Source organism: Streptomyces sp. NPDC007205 (genome assembly GCF_040634095.1).
Classification (GTDB): Bacteria; Actinomycetota; Actinomycetes; order Streptomycetales; family Streptomycetaceae; genus Streptomyces.
The window spans coordinates 557,276-572,316 of sequence record NZ_JBEYEW010000002.1 but is presented as its reverse complement, the minus strand read 5'-3'; the positions used below and the strand labels follow the sequence as shown (position 1 = coordinate 572,316).

The following is a 15,041-nucleotide window of genomic DNA, read 5'->3' as shown; positions in this document are numbered from 1 at the left end:
TGGGGCGAGGAGCCTGCGGCATGGAGTCACGCACCACCGTGGCCTGCCGGCGCACGGGGGAGCGAGAGCTGCGGCAGGCGAAGTCCCGCCGGGATTGCTCATGATGGGGTGTCAGCTGATGGCGGTGAGGGCGAGGGCGGTCAGGATGAGGCCGTAGACGGCCACTGTCAGGGCGGCACGGGCGATATGTGCTCCGCGCACACGCTGTTGTGGGGCCGGGCCGAAGAAGCAGCAGGGCATTCCCGGATGCCGGTCGGCCAAGTCCAGCCAGTAGGCGCCCAGTAGGCGGGTGGAGCTGGTTTCGTCATCCACATGCTGGCCAACGCCGGTGATGTTGGCGGGTTGCGGTGGTGGGCCCGGTCGGCACCGGACTGTGATCTCGCATAGCTGCCGGGCATCTGCCAACACCTCGTCCATCGTCGTGTGCGACGGGGCTCGCGAGTGGTCTGCAGTGCTCGCACATGTGGTGGGCGCATGGAGGAGTTGCCGTCAGTGCGATGCGTACCGGCTGCGGACGGCGGTGGTGGCGAGGAAGCCCGTTGCGGCGGCGGCGAGGAGGGCGCAGAGGGCGAGGAGGAGTGTGTTGCGGTGCATGTGGAACATCCTTTTCTCGCGAGGTCAGGGGTGCTCTGGACAACGGTGACGGTCCGGTTTTCGGCTCGCCTGTGCCGTCGATGCAACCCGCATGGGCGTCCCCCATCCCGTGACACGGCCCTCCGTGACCGCTTTGCCGGCCATCGTCTGCAGGCGGATCGCCGACCCTGGAGTGGGATCTGCAGGCGGATCGCCGGCCCTGGAGTGGGAGACGCCGGGGCCACGGGGCTTCCTCCATGGCCCTGCCCGGCTCTTTCGCCACCCTCGCGAGCCCAGTGCCGCGGCGCCCGCCACATGAACCAGCGGGGTCCAAAGTCACGCCCCGCGGTCGTGCCACCGATGCCCTAACCTGCCGCGGTGGCACTCTTCATCAGACGGCGCAAGGTACGCCTCTCAAACCACCGTACGGCAGACAGCCCCCTCGGCTCGGTACGCATCAGCTACAGCGACGGGCCTGGTGCCATAGTCGCCGTGCAGGTCCCTCACACACCGATCGTCACGGTCATACCCGACCGTCAGATCGGAACCATGTCCATGGACGAGCGGGTGATTCCCTGCACGACCCCCAGACGCAGCCGCTGGGACCCTCGCCGCACGGCGCGGACCCGTACCGCACTGGTGGGCGACCGGGCCTACGAACTGCGGCCCACCGGCCTGCGCCGGGCGCAGCTGCGCCGGAACGGAGAGCTCATCGCGGAAGCCTGTGGCACTCTCGCCGCCTACAGCCCCTTCCGTACGATCCCGGGCCTGGACGCCGGATTGGCCTGGTCCGGGCGGGTCGACACCACGGATGTGGCGATCGGCCAGTCCATGGTGATCGCCTACGGCGCGGGCGCGCCGGGCGGGATCGCGTCATTCCTCGCGATCTGGCTCGACTGGCTCAGCTGACGGCCTGCCGTGCGAGGCGGCGGCCGTCCTGCGCACCACGCCGCAGGCGCGCCCTGACCCTGCGGTGATCACACCACCTGGAAGTTCGCCATCATCGCCATGTCCTCATGTTCCAGGTTGTGGCAGTGCAGCATGTACCGGCCGCGGTAGCCACGGAAGCGGACCAGCACGTCGACGACCTCGTACGGGCGGACATCGACCGTGTCCTTCCAGCCGGCGTCCGTGGGCTCGGGCGCACGGCCACCGCGGGCGAGCACCTGGAAGTGGGCCAGGTGCAGATGCACAGGGTGGTGGAAGTCGCTGGTGAACCGCCAGCGTTCGACGGTGCCGAGGCGTGGACGGGCCAGAATCTCCGAGGTGCTGAAGGGGCGGCCGTTGATGGTCCACGCGTCGTCGGACCGGCGGAAGTCGAAGTGCCGGGTGGCGACGGCTGACGCCGGATGCAGGGCGGCGTACCGGGAAAGGCGGGCGGGGACGTGACTGGTGTCCTTCCCCTTGCGGGCGACGCGGAAGCGCATGACCTGGCGCATGCGGCCGTCCGCCAGGGTGTTGACCAGGGTGACGTGGCTGCCGGCCGGGCAGCCGGTGAAGTCCACGATCACGTCGAAGCGTTCGGCCGGCGCCATGGCGATGCCGGTCAGACGCTGGGGTGCGGCCAGCAGTCCGCCGTCGCTCCCGATCTGCACGAAGGGCAGCGTGCTGCCGTCCTCCCGGCGCAGCACCAGGTGGTAGCGGCGGGCGTTGGAGGCGTTCAGCAGGCGCAGGCGGTGCCGGGTCGCCGAGACCTCGGCCTCGGGCCAGGGCGCACCGTTCACCAGCTGTACGTCGCCGAGGACGCCGTCCATGTAGGCAGGTTCGACTCCGGGGGTGCCGGTGCACGACGGCGAGGTGCCCGGGTAACGGAAGGAGCCGTCCTCCTCGAAGGAGCGGTCGCAGACCATCAGGGGGATGTCCTGCTCGCCACCGGGCAGCGGCAGGGCGTCCTCCTCCTGGTCGTGGACGAGGAACATTCCGGCCAGGCCCCGCCAGACCTGAGGGGCGCTGAAGTCCATGCGGTGGTCGTGGTACCAGAGCGTCGCGGCCCGCTGGTCCATCGGGTACGCGTAGGTCTTGTAGCCCTCCGAGACCGACCAGTCGGACGCCGGGGCGCGCATGCCGCCCATGCCGTGCGCCATTCCCCGGCCCCTGAACTCGGCGCCGCACTGAGCGGGCACCAGCACATCGGTCGGGTAGCCGTCCGAGTGCGGTGGGGTGACACCCCCGTGCAGGTGGAGGGAGGTGGGCACGGACAGTTTGTTGAGGACGCGTACCTCCATCCGGCGGCCCGAGCGGGCGGTGAACGTGGGGCCGGGGAAGATGCCGTCGTAGCCCCAGACCGTCGTCTTCAGGCCGGGCACGATCTCCACGGACGCCTCACGCTGGACGATGTCGTAGAAGTCGGTGCCGCCCGCGGTGCGGGAGGGGCGGGCCTCCGGCGGTACGGGCAGGGGTACGGCGAACTGGCGGGGCGGCCGGATACTGCTGGACAGAACCGTCCCCGTGCGCTCGCCGGTCGACTTCTCGTACACCGCCGCTCCGGCGGGTATGGCGAGGCCGGCCGTGGCGCCGGCCGCGACGCCCAGGAACCGTCGACGTGACGTCACCCGTGGTCCCCCTCGCCGTGCTTGTACGTGCAGGCCCAGTAAGCCAGCACCACACCGACCCCGAACACCCCCAGCGCCAGGGGGATGTGTCCGCCCAGCATCCGGGCCGCGCCCAGTCCCATCTGCGCGCCGACGAGTACGAGCAGGCCCACTGTGAGCGCAAAGGGCCACGCCGGACCGCGCATCGATCGCCATACCAGCAGGGCGGCTGCGGCCTCGACGAGGACCAGAGCGGCAAGTACCTGCGCGTTGGCCGCGTGCAGGTCGAGAAAGCCCACGTCACCGGTGATGAACAGGCCGGCCAGGGCCGCCTGGAGGAGGGTGTCGAGGACGAACAGGAGCGAGGTGGTGCGGAGCAGGGTGAGGGGCCAGGCACGGGGCCGCTCTGCGGGTCTGCCGGACGGCATCTCCCCCACCGCCGGCCGTGGGCTCGCAATCGCCGTCTCGCTGGACGTGTCAGCCACGCGGCACCTCGCGGCCGCCGGCGCCGGTCTGTGCCTCGAACGCGTGGAACCCGGCTTCGATGCCCATGAAGATGTCGTTCATGACCAGGTACCCCTGCGCGATCAGCGGCGAGTCGCGCAGCTCCTCGATGAGGAAGTAGTACGCCTGGAGGTCTTCGGTTTCCAGCAGGGCGAAGTCGGAGAAGGCGGTGGTGAACGCCTCCGCGTCGAAGAAGCGGGCCGGGACCCGGTCCGCGTACTTGGCGAACACGGGCTGGATATGGGTTGCCGCCATGGCGTTCCGCTCCTCACGGGAGAGCGCCAGCCAGGCGGGGGTGAAGGTGTAGGTAAGGACGATCGTCGTCTTCACGGCAGTGCCCCCGGTGTCGTAAACGGCGTTAGCTTACAGCGTTTACTAGAAGCTATGACTGTTAACGTTGTCAACCGCGGGCCGACCGCCCGAGCCGCCGGACAGCAGGAGGCACAGCCGTGGAAAGCCAGACCGGCTCAGCCGCGACCCGACGGGCGCGGCAGCGTGAGAAGTCGCGGGAGCGCCAGCGCGCCGAGATGAAGTCCGAGATCCTGCGCTGCGCCCGGCACCTGCTGGTGGAGGAGGGTCCAACCGCCGTCTCCCTGCGCGCCATCGCCCGCGAGATGGGCATGACCGCCCCCGGCCTGTACCGCTACTACGCCGACCATCGCCAACTGGTCCAGGCACTCACGGTGTTGCTCTACGACGAGTTGACGGCCGGACTGGAGCGTGCCCGCGACCAGGCACCCGAGCAGTCGGCGCGCGGTCGTTTCACCGCCGCCGCCAGGGCACTGCGCACCTGGGCGCTGCACCACAAGCCGGAGTTCGGCCTCATCTTCAGCAAGCCCCTCTCCGACTCCGACTGTGCACCGGGCGATCCCTGCCATGCGGCCAGCCGGCGCTTCGGTGGCGTCTTCGTCGGCCTGATGTCGGAGTTCTGGCGGGCCGGCACCCTCGCACGGCCAGAACCGGGAACACTCGCCCCGGACTGGCTCCTCCAGCTTGAGGATGTCCGCGAACACGTCGGCCCCGAACCGCCTTTGGAAGCGCTGTACGTCTTCGTGCTCGCCTGGTCCCGCCTGTACGGCGTGGTCTCCATGGAGATGTTCGGGCACCTGGACTTCGCACTGACCGATCCCGAGCCGCTGTTCGAGCACAACCTCCGCGACATTCTGGGTCTGCTCGAAACCGAGCGGTAGCGCCTGCGCGAGCCGGGCCGGCCGCCTGGACCCAACCATGGGCCTGGACGAGGCCTCCGTCGTCCGTCAGGAACAGAGCAGTTCCGGCCGCAAGGACAGGAAGAGTGAGGAAAGGCAGGAGCGGGCTGCGGCGCCGGGTCTGCCTCCACTGCCGGGTCAGCCGGGTCAGCCGGGTCAGCCGGGTTTGCCGCTACCGGGAGGGCTCGGCCTTCCGTGAGCGGCGGCGCCGTACCGCGAACGCGCCGCCGGAGGCGAGGGCCAGCCCCGTGGCCGCTACGCCACCGGTGACTGCCCAGGACGGGCCGCCGCCGTCCGCGACGGGCCGGCCGGCGATCGTGACGTGCTGCTTCGTGGTCTGCTGCCCATGGTGGCTGACCACGGTCACGGTGTAGCGGCCGTCGTGTACGTCGCCTCGCAATTCTCCGTGGCCCGCGTAGACCGTGCCGCCGTCGTCGCACTTGCAGCCGGGGTCGTCCGGGCTGTCCGTCCTGATGGTCAACGGGCCCTTGAAGAGGGGCGACGTGACGGTCAGGGAGTCCTCCCCCGGTGCGGCCCGCAGATCGGTGAGAACCACCCGGACGTCACTGCCCGGGCGGAGGGAGGCGGGTGTGCCGCTGCCGGGGGACGCGTTCCTGGGACCGATGACGAACCGGTCGATCTGCGCGGTGTTCTCGGCCAGGACCTTGAGTTGTGCGGTGGCGACGGTACGGCCGTGGCTCGTCGCGGTGACCGGATAGGTGCCCGCGCGCAGGCCGGAGCGGACGCGGTGGTCTGTTCCCGGCGCGTCCACCTGGACCGACTGCGTCGACCCCTTCTTCAGGGGAGTCAGGGGGATCGGCTCCTGCAGAGCCGGGGAGGTGACCTCGACCTTGTCCCATCCCGGTGGCATTCCGTCGAGGCTGAACGAGATGTCGTCGCCCGCCTCCAGGGCGAGGTTCTGAGCCACGTGGTACTCCAGGCGAACCACGGCGGACGGGCTGCCGCCCTCGGCCGACGCCCCCGCCGCCCCGCCAGGCAAGGACACCACGGCAAGACCGGCGACGCCCAGGACCCCAACTGCATTGCGGAACAACGATTCCCCCTTGGCCAAAGATGGCTGCGCCGGCTCGACCCCATCCATCAGTCGACCAGGAAGAGGGCAGGAGTGGGCACCCGGTTGCCGACGACCAGGGCTCAATACCGGCGACGAACCGGGAGCAGTACGCAACGGCCTCAACAAAGGGGCAGCACACGGGCCCTGCACCGGCCGGCCGAGGCCGGACCGGCTCGGAACACCACCTCTGCCGGCGCGGCGGCAACGGTGAGCCACAGGGCCTGCTCGTTCGGGCGCTTCAGCGCGTCCGCGGTCAGCCCTCGCCCACAAGATCGAGGGCGTCACGGGACACCACCGGAGTGATCTCCGGAACAGGCCACTTGCGGTTCAGCGGCAGGGACACATCCCGCCACCAGGGGCGCGAGGGCAGGTCTCCGGCGGGCTCGAAGGGCTGGCCCGGAACAGGGACGGCGACCGCCTGTCCGACCGCGTCGGCCGCGGCCAGGGTCCAGTCGCCCGGCTCGGCCCAGGGATGCGGGGCGAGGCTGAAGGTGCCCCAGTGGATCGGCAGCAGCGCGCCGTGCGGCGCTCCGCCCTGCAGGTCGAGGTGGGCGCGCAGGCCTTCCTCGGGCGTCATGTGGATGTCGGGCCAGAACTCGCTGTACGCGCCGATCTGGATCATCGTGGCGTCGAACGGGCCGTGGGCCGCGCCGATGTCCTTGAAGCCGTCGAAGTAGCCGGTGTCACCGCTGTGGAAGATGCGGTGTTCCTCGCCCGCGACGGCCCAGGACGCCCAGAGGGTGTGCTGGGTGTTGCGCAGGCCGCGGCCGCAGAAGTGGCGGGCCGGGGTGGCGGTGAGGGTGAGCCCGCCGATCCTGGTCGACTCGTGCCAGTCCAGCTCGCGCAGCCGGTCCGGGGAGACGCCCCAGTGTTCGAGGTGGGCGCCGACACCGAGCGGCACGGCGAACAGGGTGTCCGTGCCGGCCAGCGCCTTGATCGTGGGCAGGTCCAGGTGGTCGTAGTGGTCGTGCGAGATGACGACCACGTCGACCTCCCCGAGCGCGGCCAGCGGCAGCGGCACGGGGTGCAGCCGCCTGGGTCCGGCGAAGGGGAACGGGGAGCAGCGCTCGCCCCAGACGGGGTCGAACAGCACGCGGTGGCCGTCGATCTCCGCGAGGACGCTGGAGTGACCCATCCAGGTCAGCCGCAGTCCCGTGGCGGGCGGCTTGGCCAGGTCGGCGAAGGTCGTGGGATGCACCGGGACAGTGCCCTTCGGGGTGCGCAGGGGGCGGGTGTCCTTGTCCAGGAACACCTTGGCGATGTCCAGTCTGGAACCGGAGGGCCGGGTGTGTGCCGTACCGTCCGGGTTCTGGAAGACGCCGTCCTTGAAGTGGGGGGAGCGGCGGATGCGTGCCAGGCGCTCACCACCCGGGTCCGCGCCGAAGGCCGCCGGCCGCAGCGTGCGGAGCCCGGAGCTCGAGGAACGCAATCCGGTCACGGTACCTCCCGGTGGAGTGGGTGAGGCTCCCCATTATGGTCGGCCCCTCCGACAGCCCGGGACGGCCGGGGTGCCGGTACGGTCCCGGCGCGCGCTGCTGACTCTTCGTTCAGCACATTGACGGGGCGCGGACCGCGTCCGGATACTGACTCGGCATTCAGTAGAGGGCGCCGGACCCCGGCGTCGCACGGCCGCGGCGGACCTGGCGCCGGTCGGCCTGCCGCGCCGGCCCGCGGCCACGACGGACACGGCACGCGCGCGTGCCGTCCCCGCCACACCGGCGCGCGCCCGCACCGGGGCCTCGACCGGCCCGGTCCCCACCCCACCTGATCACCGGCCCCGAGGAGATGCGATGACCGCCCCCGCTCCCCTGCTGTCACTCGTCTGGACCGACCACGTCACCGGCCGCAGGGGCTTCCTGGTCGTGGACCGGCTGGTGCGCGGCGTGGCCAGCGGCGGGCTGCGGATGCGCCCCGGATGCACCCTGGAGGAGGTGGCGGGGCTCGCCCGCGGCATGACGATGAAGGAGGCCCTGCACTACGACCCCGAGGCCCGCTACGTCCCCCTCGGCGGCGCCAAGGGCGGCATCGACTGCGACCCGCGGGACCCGCAGGCGTACGGGCTTCTCGTCCGCTATCTGCGCGCCATGCGGCCGTACCTCGAGAGCTGCTGGACCACCGGCGAGGACCTGGGCCTCAGCCAGGACCTCGTCGACCGCGCGGCCGCCGAGGCGGGCCTGGCCTCCTCCGTCCAGGCGGTGTATCGGCTGCTGGACGACGAGGCGACGGCCCGCAGGCGGCTTACGGACGCCTTCGCGGTCGAGGTGGACGGCATCGGCCTGGACGAGCTGGCCGGCGGCTGCGGGGTCGCCGAGTCGGTGCTCGCGGCGCTGGACCGGGCGGCGGTGCCGTACGCGGGCACCCGGGTGGCGGTGCAGGGGCTCGGCACGATGGGCGGGGCCACCGCGCGATTCCTCGCGCGCGCGGGGCTGACGGTGGTGGCGGTCGCCGACATCAAGGGCACGATCGCCAATCCGGCGGGGCTCGACGTCGAGGCGCTGCTGGCCGCGCGGGACGGTTACGGCACCGTCGACCGCGGTGTGCTGCGCCCCGGCGACCGCGAACTGTCCGGCGACGCCTGGCTGTCCGCCGATGCGGAGGTGCTCGTGCCGGCGGCCGTGTCGTACGCGATCGACACCGGCAACCAGCAGGGGATCCGCGCCCGCTGGATCGTGGAGGCCGCCAACATGCCCGTGCTGCCGGAGGCGGAGGAGCTGCTGACGGCGCGCGGGGTGGCCGTGCTGCCGGACGTCGTGGTCAACTCCGGCACGAACGCATGGTGGTGGTGGACCCTGTTCGGCGACATCGGCCCCGACGCCGACGAGGCCTTCGCACATATCCGGCGCTCCATGCGCGCCCTGGTGGAGCTGATGCTCGACCGTGCGGACGCGAACGGTACGACCCCGCGCGCGGCCGCCCACGCCCTGGTGGCCGACCGGCTGCCGGTGATCGCGGACCGCTTCGGGTGGTACCGGTGACGGACCCCGGCAAGTGAAGGTGCCGCAGCCCCGTGCCGCAGCCCCGCACTCGAACGGTCGGAAGCGACCGGGCTCTTCCGTGCCGCCCTCGACGACGGATTAGGGTGAGCGCGTGGCGAGAGTGCGGTTGAGCGTGGCCGAGCGGCAAGAGGAGCTGCTGCGGGCGGCCATCGGGCAGATCGAGGCGCGGGGCGTGGCGGCGGTCAGGATCGCCGACGTGGCCGCGGCGCTCGGGGTGAGCAACGCGCTGGTGCTGTACCACTTCTCGACGAAGGAGAGGCTGGTCGCGGCCGCGTTCGCATACGCGGCGGAGGACGATCTCGCGCACCTGCGCAAGCTGCTGGGACGGCGGACGTCCGCGCTGCGCCGGCTGCGGGCCGCGGTGCGCTGGTACGCGCCGACCGGGCAGGCCAAGGGCTGGCGGCTGTGGATCGAGGGCTGGGCGGTGGCCCTGCGCGAGCCGGCGCTGCGCGAGGTCACCCGGGACCTCGACAAGCAGTGGAAGGCGGCGATCGCCGACGTCATCGCCGAGGGCGTGGCGGGGGGCGAGTTCGCCTGCGCCGACCCGGCCGGTGCCGCGCTGCGGCTGACCGCGCTGCTGGACGGGCTGGCCGTGCAGCTGACCTCGTACCCGGGAGCGGTGCCGCGGACGCGTGCGCAGGAATGGGCCGACGACGCGCTGGCCCGTGAACTGGGCCTGGACCGGAAGGCGTTGACCGAACGCTAGGTCCTGCCTTCCGTACCGGGGCGGCTTCACCGGGCGGGGCCCCCGCCGACGGACACCGGCCGGGCGGACACCTGGGTGCCCCGCACCGCGGGTACAGGCGGTGCGGGGCACGTCGGTGCCGGTCAGGCCACGGAGGTGATGCGCAGCTTGATGTCGTCCGGGGACAGGGTGCCCTTCGCGGTGACGTGGTCGCCGGAGGACTCGCCGCGCAGGCGGCGGCCGATCCACGGCACCAGGTACTCACGGGCCCACTGGACGTCGTCGCGGCGGATGTCCAGCGTGCCCCGGGGCGGCTGCGGCGGCCACGGCTGCTCCGGGTCGGCCGGGATCTGGAGGCCGAGGGCCTGGCCGGCGCGCAGCGCCACGCGCGTGTGCCCCTCGGGCGAGAGGTGCAGCCGGTCGCTGTCCCAGGCCCTGCGGTCCTGTATGGACTTCAGGGACCACAGGTCGAGCACGGGACAGCCGTACCGGTCGGCGATGGCCCGGACGTGTCCGTTGTACGTGGCGATCTTGCCGCGCAGATGCTTCAGCACGGGAACACCACGGGTGTCGAAGCCGGTCGTCACCATCACCGTGCCGGCCGCCTCGGTCAGCCGGACCACGGCACGCTCGAAGCGCTCGGCCACCTCGTCCGGGTCGGTGCCGGGGCGGATGATGTCGTTGCCGCCGGCCGAGAAGGAGACCAGGTCGGGGGCGAGTTCGACGGCCTGCGGGAGTTGGTCCTGCACGATCTGGTCGAGCAGCTTCCCGCGGACCGCGAGATTGGTGTACTTGAAGTCGCCCTCGGGCTGCCGGTCGGCGAGCAGGACCGCGAACCGGTCGGCCCAGCCCACATACGCCCCGTCCGGCCCGGGGTCGCCTACGCCCTCGGTGAAGCTGTCCCCCACCGCCACGTACGACCCGATCACTGATCTGTTGTCATTCTTCGAATCGTCTGCCACGTCGGACCATGATTCACCTTCGGATGTGGCCTACGCGACCGTAGGGACGGGTTGACGAGCGGTGATATATGACACCCTTAAATCATTTGCCAACCCGGAACAGGGAGCACACCGAAGGCCGGGCAGCTTCAGACGACGGCGACGCCGTGCTCGCGGAGGTAGCCGACCGGGTCGATGTCGGAGCCGTAGTCGGGGGTCGTACGGATCTCGAAGTGCAGGTGCGGGCCGGTGACGTTGCCGGTGGCGCCCGACAGCCCGACCTGCTGGCCCTCGGTCACGGTCTGCCCGGCCGAGACGGAGAGCCGGGAGAGGTGGCCGTACTGCGCGTAGTGGCCGTCGGTCAGCCTGAGGACGACCTGGTTGCCGTACGCGCCGCCCCAGCCGGCGGAGACGACCGTGCCCGCGGCGACGGCCTTGACCGGGGTGCCGGTCGGTACGACGAAGTCGACGCCTGTGTGGTAGCCGCTGGACCACATGCTGCCGGCCACGTGGTAACCGGTGCCGATGGTGGCGCCCGTGACCGGGAGGGTGAAGCCGGTGGAGGCGGTCGTGGTCGTGGTCGTGGCGGCGCCGGAGGTCCTGGGCGCCGGGGACACCGGGGACATGGAGGTGTGTGAGCCGGCGGACGACCGGCTCGGCGCCGCGGGCTCGGTGCGGGTCGGTGCGGCCCGGTGGCCGAGCGCGAGCCTTAGACCGGGATGGATCAGCGACGGGTCGTCGCCGACGGCCGGCCGGTTGTCGGCGTAGAGGCGGTGCCAGCCGCCCGCCACGTGCTGTTCGTGGGCGATCTCCGAAAGGCAGTCGCCGGTCTTCACCGTGTAGGTGCGGACGCCGGAATCCTGCGGCCCGGCAGCCTTGTTCACCGGGGCCCGAAGGGACTGCACGGCCTGTGCGGAAACGGGCTGCGCGGTGGCGGCGGCATGCGCCCCGGTGGTTCCGACGAGCGGGAGGGCCAGGGCGGCGCCACCGGTTCCGGCAACGGCGATCGAGCGGGGAAAACGCGGGGTCTTGGGGCGTCGGTGCTTGCCCTTGCCAGGCATGGCGCATTCCTCTCCGGCGCCTGCGAGGTGCCCGCTCCTGCCGAACACGGGTGAAGTGTGCGGGACTCCGGGCGGCGGCAGGATTCGGCGTTCCGCCCGGATCGGTGGCGAACGTAAGGGAGTAAGACGCGGGGAAACAAGCATCAGGTTCCCGCCGTTCGCCTTTCCGAAGATCGCATGCGGGAATTCACGGTCACCCTCCGTAGATTCCCGTCTCCTGTGCCCTTTCGATTTCCCTTTTCACCGCGGGAATTACGTGAACATGACGCGCGACGCACGGTCACGAATATGACGCTCCTCACGCGCACCCGGCCATGAGCCCCCATTCTCCGGCGCATTGGAATTAAAGTGTCAATTCGGACAGACGGCTTAGATGCGGCGCAGCCGGAGAACCGTTGCATCCATGTCGCCCTTGAGGCCGGGGCGCAGCCCGTGGTGCAGCAGTACGGCACCCCGGTGGACTTCGCCCGTTTCGCGGCATTCGTACGATGCCGTCGGGTCGAGTCCGCGCAGCCGCAGCGCCGGTACGGGCTCACCGTGGCTCTGCGCCTGGAGCCAGGCGAGGACCACCGCCTCCTCACCCAGGACGTACTGGACGGCACTCAGACCACCGGCCGGAGGTCGCAGCCGGTACAGGTCGCCCCGCTGGACGACCGGGCGGATCTCCTTGTAGAGACCGATCCACCGCCGGGCCTCGGCCAGCTCCTGATCGGTCCACTCGGTGAGGTCGCCGCCGACCCCGAGGACGCCCGCCATGGCGCTGACGAAGCGGAACCGCAGGGAGCTGACCCGGCCGTTGAGCTGGGTGTTCGGACTGTCGGTCACCCATGCGGCCATGATCCGGGCGGGGTGGATGTGGCTGAAGCCGTGCTGGATGGCGAGCCGGTCCAGCGGGTCGGTGTTGTCGGAGGTCCACACCTGGTCGGTGCGGCTCATGATCCCGAGGTCGACCCGGCCGCCCCCGCCCGAGCAGGACTCGAAGGCGACGGAGGGGTGGGCGGCGCGCAGCCGGTCCAACAGGGCGTACAGGGCACGGACGTGGTCCACCCACAGGCGCTGCGGGTACGGCTCACCGGGCCAGCCCGCATCGGTGAAGCAGCGGTTGAAGTCCCACTTCACATAGTCGATGGGCGCGCCGGCGAGCAGGGCGTCCAGCTGCTCCCACAGGTACTCCTGGACGTCCTCGCGGGCGAGGTTGAGGACGAGCTGGTTGCGCAGTTCCGTCCGCCTCCGGCCCGGTTGGTACTGCACCCAGTCGGGGTGCGCGCGGTACAGGTCGCTGTCCGGGTTGACCATCTCGGGCTCGACCCAGATGCCGAACTGCATGCCGAGGCCGTGCACCTGGTCGGCCAGCGGCTTCAGGCCGTGCGGGAAGCGGTCGGGGTGGGGGGTCCAGTCGCCGAGGCCCGCGCGGTCGCTGGTGCGGGCGCCGAACCAGCCGTCGTCCACGACGAAGAGCTCCACACCGATCCCGGCGGCCCGGCGGGCGAGCGCGAGCTGCTGCTCCTCGGAGATGTCGAAGTTCGTCGCCTCCCAGGAGTTGAAGAGCACCGGCCGGTCGCGCTCGGCGTCCGGGATGACGTACGCGCGCTGGTAGTCGTGCCAGGCTCGGCTCGCGCCACCGAAGCCGCCGTCGTTCCACAGGCCCGCGAAGACCGGGGTGGTGTACGACTCCCCCGGTTCGAGGAGCAGCAGGCCCGAGTCGTCGTAGCCGGCGCCGCCGGTGATCTGCACGCGCGCGTCCGGGAGTTGGGCGACCGCGATGCGCCAGGAGCCGGACCAGCCGAGCGCGCAGCCGTAGACCTCGCCGTGCTCCTCGGTGGCGTCGGTGTCGAGCGCCACCCAGGGCAGGTGCTGGTGGCCGGTGTGGCCGCGGCGGCTGCCGATGACCTTCTCGCCGTAGGTGAGCGGGGCGGTGGCGAGCCGGGACTCGGCGGCCCAGCGGCCGTGCAGCTGGGACAGCCGCCAGCCCTCGCGGTCCGGCAGGGTCCAGGTGGCGGCGTCGGCGCGCAGCAGCTCCACGCGTGCGTGTCCGCCGTTCTCCACGGTCACCCGGCGTTCCACGACATCGCCGCGCATCCGGTAGTGCAGGGTGACGGCGAGACCGTCGTCGTCGAAGCGCAGCCGCAGCTCGTCGCCCTCCGTCCCGTCCGCCTCGTGCGCCTCGTAGGCCCGGAAGGTCCACTCCGTGCCGCGGCGCTCGGCGGTGCGCACCGACAGGGCGGGGCGGACGAAGCGGGGGCCGCCCTCGACGGGGTACTCCTCACGGCCGTCGAGCGGGGACTCGAAGGGCCGGTAGCCGGGCAGCGGGTCCTCGGCCAGGGCCTGCGCGTCCGCGAGGGTGATGCGGGGTCCCCAGTGCAGGTGGAGCAGCTCGTCCGCGCCGGTGAGATGCAGGGCGTAACTGCTGGTGGGCCCCGACAGGAGCCAGGTACGACCGTCTTCGGAGATGTCCACCACGTCAAGACCTCACAGGTGCCAACAGATCCGCTCAGGTGCCAACATCATCGGGCCGTGTGAGCGTGGTGACAATGCCTGTGGACAACTCCTTGCCCGAGGAAACCGATGTCGTATGGTCGACAGAGCGCCCGCCGACGAGCCGCGACGGCGGGATCCGAGCGTGAGGAGCCCCCGTGACGCAGCAGGTCCCGTCGACCGAGCCGGAGCTGGCCGGAGTGCGTAATTTCCGTGACGTGGGCGGACTGCCGACGGTGGACGGACGGCGGGTGCGGCACGGGGTGCTGTTCCGCAGCGGTCACCTGGCCCACGCGACGCAGGACGATGCGGCCTTCCTCACCTCCCTGGGCCTGCACACGATCTTCGACTTCCGCAACGAGGCCGACCAGAAGCTGGAGGGCCCGGACGTCGAGCTGCCCGGCGTGCGCAATGTGAACCTGCCGCTGAGCGACCCGGCGGACGGCGCCGAGTTCTGGAAGATGGTCCGCGACGGCGACCTCGACCAGCTGCGCGCAATCCTCGCCGACGGCAAGGGGGCGGCCCGGATGATCGCCTCGTACCGGACGATCGTCAAGGAGCGCACCGCCGAGCACTCCCAGGTCCTGCGCGCGCTCACCGAGGACAGCGTGCCCGCGCTGATGCACTGCGCGGCGGGCAAGGACCGCGCGGGCATCTCCATAGCCGTGACGCTCCTCGCGCTGGGTGTGGAGCGCGAGGCGATCATCGCCGACTACCTGGAGTCCAACGCCAGGCACCGGCGCTACAAGGTGCGCCGCAGCGGCAGCGCGGAGACCGCGTACACCCCGGAGGTCATGGAGCTGCTGAGCCCGCTCTTCGACGCCCGCGCCGAGTACCTCCAGGCGGCGTTCGAGACCATCGAGCAGACGTGGGGCGGCGTGGACACCTATCTGGAGCAGGGCCTCGCGCTCACCCCGGCGGCCCGGGACCGGCTGCGCGAACGCCTGCTGGACTGACCGGGCCGCGGCCGAACCACCCTGGCCGCGCTGCCC

At 71.3% G+C, this 15,041-nt stretch carries 14 protein-coding genes; 5 read left to right on the top strand and 9 right to left on the bottom strand.

The features are described 5' to 3' along the window. Positions 1-111: 111 nt before the first annotated feature. Complete coding sequence (locus ABZ624_RS06150; protein ID WP_360083083.1) at positions 112-312, bottom strand: hypothetical protein; 201 nt, start codon at positions 310-312, stop codon at positions 112-114. Between the two features lie 639 nt (positions 313-951). On the opposite strand from ABZ624_RS06150, the gene ABZ624_RS06145 reads away from it, so the two are divergent. Beyond that, positions 952-1,482: a hypothetical protein gene (locus tag ABZ624_RS06145; protein WP_360083081.1), complete on the top strand. Its 531-nt coding sequence runs from the start codon at positions 952-954 to the stop codon at positions 1,480-1,482. Between the two features lie 68 nt (positions 1,483-1,550). On the opposite strand, the gene ABZ624_RS06140 is transcribed toward ABZ624_RS06145, so the two are convergent. From ABZ624_RS06140 to ABZ624_RS06130, 3 genes are read right to left on the bottom strand one after another with little or no spacing between them, the layout of a single operon-like run. Beyond that, positions 1,551-3,125 (bottom strand): multicopper oxidase family protein, encoded by a 1,575-nt coding sequence (locus ABZ624_RS06140; RefSeq protein ID WP_360083079.1) that lies wholly within the window; start codon positions 3,123-3,125, stop codon positions 1,551-1,553. Further along, positions 3,122-3,589, bottom strand: a complete 468-nt coding sequence (locus tag ABZ624_RS06135; RefSeq protein WP_360083077.1) for a hypothetical protein — start codon at positions 3,587-3,589, stop codon at positions 3,122-3,124. Before ABZ624_RS06135 ends, ABZ624_RS06140 begins: the two co-directional genes overlap by 4 nt. Continuing rightward, on the bottom strand, positions 3,582-3,938 hold the full coding sequence (locus ABZ624_RS06130) for a darcynin family protein (RefSeq protein WP_360083075.1): 357 nt from the start codon (positions 3,936-3,938) through the stop codon (positions 3,582-3,584). Before ABZ624_RS06130 ends, ABZ624_RS06135 begins: the two co-directional genes overlap by 8 nt. A 119-nt stretch (positions 3,939-4,057) precedes the next feature. Here ABZ624_RS06130 and ABZ624_RS06125 point away from each other — a divergent pair, with 119 nt between their 5' ends. Then, positions 4,058-4,798 carry a TetR/AcrR family transcriptional regulator gene (locus tag ABZ624_RS06125; RefSeq protein ID WP_360083073.1) on the top strand — a complete coding sequence of 247 codons (741 nt, stop codon included), beginning with the start codon at positions 4,058-4,060 and terminating at the stop codon, positions 4,796-4,798. A 190-nt stretch (positions 4,799-4,988) separates the two neighbouring features. Here ABZ624_RS06125 and ABZ624_RS06120 read toward each other — a convergent pair whose 3' ends face one another. Together ABZ624_RS06120 and ABZ624_RS06115 are read right to left on the bottom strand one after the other, a co-directional pair. Beyond that, a complete protein-coding gene (locus ABZ624_RS06120) occupies positions 4,989-5,744 on the bottom strand; it encodes a hypothetical protein (RefSeq protein WP_360083071.1) in 756 nt (251 codons plus the stop codon). A gap of 400 nt (positions 5,745-6,144) precedes the next feature. Further along, positions 6,145-7,329: an MBL fold metallo-hydrolase gene (locus tag ABZ624_RS06115; RefSeq protein WP_360083069.1), complete on the bottom strand. Its 1,185-nt coding sequence runs from the start codon at positions 7,327-7,329 to the stop codon at positions 6,145-6,147. 352 nt (positions 7,330-7,681) lie between these two features. Here ABZ624_RS06115 and ABZ624_RS06110 point away from each other — a divergent pair, with 352 nt between their 5' ends. Further along, positions 7,682-8,866 (top strand): Glu/Leu/Phe/Val dehydrogenase dimerization domain-containing protein, encoded by a 1,185-nt coding sequence (locus ABZ624_RS06110; protein ID WP_360083067.1) that lies wholly within the window; start codon positions 7,682-7,684, stop codon positions 8,864-8,866. 112 nt (positions 8,867-8,978) lie between these two features. Beyond that, positions 8,979-9,593 carry a TetR/AcrR family transcriptional regulator gene (locus tag ABZ624_RS06105; protein WP_360083065.1) on the top strand — a complete coding sequence of 205 codons (615 nt, stop codon included), beginning with the start codon at positions 8,979-8,981 and terminating at the stop codon, positions 9,591-9,593. A 122-nt stretch (positions 9,594-9,715) separates the two neighbouring features. On the opposite strand, the gene ABZ624_RS06100 is transcribed toward ABZ624_RS06105, so the two are convergent. From ABZ624_RS06100 to ABZ624_RS06090, 3 genes are all read right to left on the bottom strand, one after another. Beyond that, entirely contained in the window at positions 9,716-10,501 is a 786-nt protein-coding gene (locus ABZ624_RS06100; protein WP_360083227.1) for an SGNH/GDSL hydrolase family protein, read from the bottom strand. 161 nt (positions 10,502-10,662) lie between these two features. Beyond that, positions 10,663-11,574 carry a M23 family metallopeptidase gene (locus tag ABZ624_RS06095; protein WP_360083063.1) on the bottom strand — a complete coding sequence of 304 codons (912 nt, stop codon included), beginning with the start codon at positions 11,572-11,574 and terminating at the stop codon, positions 10,663-10,665. Positions 11,575-11,943: 369 nt separating this feature from the next. Beyond that, positions 11,944-14,034 (bottom strand): alpha-galactosidase, encoded by a 2,091-nt coding sequence (locus ABZ624_RS06090; protein WP_360083061.1) that lies wholly within the window; start codon positions 14,032-14,034, stop codon positions 11,944-11,946. 173 nt (positions 14,035-14,207) lie between these two features. On the opposite strand from ABZ624_RS06090, the gene ABZ624_RS06085 reads away from it, so the two are divergent. Continuing rightward, on the top strand, positions 14,208-15,005 hold the full coding sequence (locus tag ABZ624_RS06085) for a tyrosine-protein phosphatase (RefSeq protein ID WP_360083059.1): 798 nt from the start codon (positions 14,208-14,210) through the stop codon (positions 15,003-15,005). Positions 15,006-15,041 lie beyond the last annotated feature (36 nt).

Coding starts and splice junctions, on each gene's coding strand:
- ABZ624_RS06110 (WP_360083067.1), top strand. CDS start 7,682: ATGACCGCCCCCGCTCCCCTGCTGTCACTCGTCTGGACCGACCACGTC.
- ABZ624_RS06095 (WP_360083063.1), bottom strand. CDS start 11,574: ATGCCTGGCAAGGGCAAGCACCGACGCCCCAAGACCCCGCGTTTTCCC.